2 protein-coding genes and 1 riboswitch are annotated in these 3,798 nt (G+C 68.3%); both genes read left to right on the top strand.

Features of this window, described 5'->3' with window-relative positions; genetic code table 11:
• Positions 1-154: 154 nt before the first annotated feature.
• Positions 155-360: riboswitch (cobalamin riboswitch) on the top strand.
• A 110-nt stretch (positions 361-470) separates the two neighbouring features.
• Positions 471-2,588, top strand: coding sequence for a TonB-dependent receptor (locus ACO6VM_RS07160; RefSeq protein WP_422402967.1), 2,118 nt, complete (start codon positions 471-473; stop codon positions 2,586-2,588).
• Positions 2,589-2,635: 47 nt separating this feature from the next.
• Positions 2,636-3,691 (top strand): GlxA family transcriptional regulator, encoded by a 1,056-nt coding sequence (locus tag ACO6VM_RS07165; protein ID WP_401058219.1) that lies wholly within the window; start codon positions 2,636-2,638, stop codon positions 3,689-3,691.
• Positions 3,692-3,798 lie beyond the last annotated feature (107 nt).

Below are 3,798 nucleotides of genomic sequence, written 5' to 3' on the forward strand. Positions count from 1 at the left end.
CCATCGCCGGCAAGCCGGCTCCCACAGTAGTACGGCATTACCCTGCGGGAGCCGGCTTGCCGGCGATGAGGCCCGCACGCCAACCACACAACCCCTTGACCCACATGATGTTTCCGTTCGCGCCAAAGCTTGACTGACTCCCCGCGCGATGGTCAGATGCGCGCCAGTTTCAGGTGCCCTACGCCGCCGTGCGCAGGGTGAAACGGGAAGCCGGTGCGTCGCTCCATGCGACAAGTCCGGCGCTGCCCCCGCAACGGTAAGCGAGCGAACCCTTCGACACACCACTGTGCGCCAGCATGGGAAGGTGAAGGCTTCACGACCCTCGCAAGCCCGGAGACCGGCCTGAGGCTCCACTTGGCAACCCGCGGTGGGCGGGCGCAGGCCGGTATCCGTGCGCGCGCCTGCGTGCGCGGTTCGCCTTTTGCGTGTTTTCCACCGGGATCCATTCATTCCTGCAGCAGTGGAACGACATGTCCCGTATCAGCAAGCGTTACTCCCTGGCGGCCTGCCTGGCCGTCGCCCTGCCGGCCCAGGCCGAACAGCAGACCACCCTCACCCTGCCCTCCACGGCCATCACCGACAGCCGCGATGCGCAAACCGTCGACCTGGCCACACCGACCCAGGCCGGTTCACGGCTGAACCTCAGCGCCCTGGACACCCCCGCCAGCACCAGCAGCCTCGGCGAGGCGCAGATCCAGCAGCGCAACAACCTCACCGTACAGGACGCCGTAACCCGCTCGCCGGGCATCACCTTTATCGGCACCCCCGGCGATGGCGGCACCGGCCTGTCGGCGCGCGGCTTCAGCGGGCAGAACTCGGTGATGACCCTGTTCGACGGCGCACGCCTGTACACCGGTGCCGGCACCCAGACCTTCCCGGTCGACCCGTGGATGGTCGAGCGCATCGACGTCATCCGCGGCCCGGCCTCGGTGCTGTACGGTGAAGGCGCCACCGGCGCGGTGGTCAACGTGATCCCGAAAAAGCCCTTCGCCGGCGAGATCAGCAACCACCTGCGCCTGGGCTACGGCTCCTGGGACCGTCAGCAACTGGGCCTGGACAGCGGCGGCAGCCTGAGCGAGCGCCTGAGCTACCGCGTCACCCTCAACCAGCAGGCCGGCAACGGCTACATCGACCGCACCGACTCGCGCAGCCTGGCCCTGAGCGCCGCGCTGCGCTTCGATGCCAGCGACGACCTCAGCTTCACCCTCGCCCACGAGCGCGGCGATGCGCAGCCGGCCAATTACTACGGCACGCCGCTGATCGACGGCCACTTGCGCAGCAGCCTGGCCAGGAAGAACTACAACGTCAGCAACGACGTGCAGCGCTACGTTGATGAGTGGACACGCTTCACCACCGACTGGGCCATCAACGACAGCGTCTCGGCCAGCAACCAGCTCTACTACATCAAGAGCCGCCGCCACTGGCGCAACGCCGAGCAGTACGCCTGGGACGCCGACAACGGGGTGGTGCAGCGCGGCAGCTTCCTCGAGATCAAGCACAACCAGGAGCAGATCGGCGACCGCCAGAGCTTCACCTTCGACCACTCACTGTTCGGCCTGGCCAGCAAGACCGTGGTCGGTGCCGAGTACAACCGCATCCGCTTCAACATCGACAGCAACTGGCCCTACGACGACGGCAGCACAGACCCGCTCGATCCTTGGCAGCCCGCGCCCGGTGCCTTCCATAGCGCCAGCCCGACCCAGCCGCAGTCGCTGTCGAAAACCAGCACCTTCGCCCTGTTCGCCGAAAACCGCACCCAGCTCACCGAGCGCCTTGCGCTGGTCACCGGCATCCGCCGTGACCAGAACCACATCGACCGCAGCAACCTGCTCGACGACAGCCGCGGCGACCGCAGCCTGCAGGGCGGCAACTGGCGCGCCGGGCTGGTGTTCGCCGTCACCGAGGACCTGTCGTTGTACGGCCAGTACTCCACCAGCGAAGACGGCGTCGGCGACCTGATCACCCTGCGCCCCGAGCAACGCCTGGACCTGACCGAAGCCAAGCAGACCGAGCTGGGCCTCAAGCAGCGCTTCTGGGAAGGCCGTGGCGAATGGACCCTGGCGGCCTATCACATCGTCAAGGACAAGCTGCTGGTCAGTGACCCGGTCACCCACACCAAACAGCAGGCCGGCCAACAGACCTCCGATGGCCTGGAGGCAAGCCTGGAACTGGCGCTGGGCAACCAGTGGCAGCTGTCGGCCAATGCGGCGCTGGTGCGGGCGAAGTACGACGAGTTCGACGAAGTGAGCGGCGGCATCGCTTACGACCGCTCGGGCAACCGCCCCACCGACGTGCCACGGCGCACCGCCAACCTGTGGCTGAGCAAGGGTTTCGGCCAGGCTGTCGATGCCGGTATCGGCCTGCGCTATGTCGACCAGCGCTACGCCACCACCGCCAACGACCAGCAGGTGCCGGGCTACACCGTGGTCGATGGCAACATCGGCTGGCAGGTGCTGCCGGACGTACGCCTGGGGCTGCAGGTGAACAACCTGTTCGACCGTGAATACGCGATGTCGGCCTACAGCGGCGAGCAGTGGCTGCTGGGCGCGCCGCGTTCGTACTTCGCCACGGTCGATTACCGCTTCTGAGCCAAAGGCCTCATCGCGGGGCAAGCCCCCGCCCGAAGCAGCACGCCATGACCGATATCCCGCAAATCCCCGACCCGCCCGTGCATTCGCTCGACCAGCCGCACACCGTGCTGTTCCTCGCCTACCCGCAAATGGGCCTGCTCGACTTGACGGGCGCCCAGACGGTGTTCTGGGCCGCAACCAAGGCCCGCGCCGAACGCGGCTTGCCCGGCTACCGGGTGGTCACCGCCAGCCTCACCGGTGGCCTGGTGCCCACCGCCGAAGGGCTGGCGGTCGGTACCGAGCCTTTGCCGCCCTGGTTGCACGAACCGCTGCACACACTGGTGGTGCCGGGCGCCCCGGAGATCGTCCGCACCCTCCCCGAACACGGCGAACTGGTCGACTGGCTGCGCCTGGTCGCCGCCCGCGCCCGGCGCACCGCCTCGGTGTGCAGCGGCACCTTCCTGCTGGCCGCCGCCGGCCTGCTCGACGGCCGCCGGGCGGCGACCCACTGGGCCATGTGCGACGCCCTGCACCAGCGCTTCCCGGCCATCGAAGTGGATGCCGAATCGATCTTCGTGCAGCAGGACCAGGTGTGGACCAGTGCCGGGGTGAGCGCCGGCATCGACCTGGCCCTGGCCCTGGTGGAAGCCGATTGCGGCCGAGAGGTGGCCATGCAGGTGGCGCGCGAGCTGGTGGTGTTCCTCAAGCGCCCCGGCGGGCAGGCGCAATTCAGCGAGTTGCTCAAGGCCCAGGGCGAGGACAGCGCCGCCTTCGACGCCCTGCACCTGTGGCTCAACGACCACCTGGGCGACCCCCGCCTGAGTGTCGAACGCCTGGCCGAGCAGGCGCGCATGAGCCTGCGCAACTTCACCCGGGTGTACAAACAGAAGACCGGCCGCACCCCGGCCAAGGCCATCGAGCTGTTCCGCCTGGAAGCCGCCCGCCGCCTGCTGGAGAACTCCACCCAGCACATCGAGCAGATTGCCCGCCACTGTGGCTTTGGCAGCGAGGAACGCATGCGCCAGGCGTTCCAGCGCCACCTGGCAGTCACCCCGCGCGACTACCGCACGCGCTTCGCCCGCAGCGTGCCGCTGGCCGAAATCCAGGGTTCTTTGGCCTAGGGCGCAACGCCGGCCACGCTTAGCATCCCTGCTGCGTCAACCATCCTCATCGCGGGGGGAAGACAGGCCCCCCGCACCTGCGGGGGGGGGTCTCCCCGGGCTCGGTG

Origin of the sequence: Pseudomonas sp. GZD-209, from assembly GCF_049310485.1 — a bacterium.
GTDB classification, from domain to species: domain Bacteria; phylum Pseudomonadota; class Gammaproteobacteria; order Pseudomonadales; family Pseudomonadaceae; genus Aquipseudomonas; species Aquipseudomonas sichuanensis.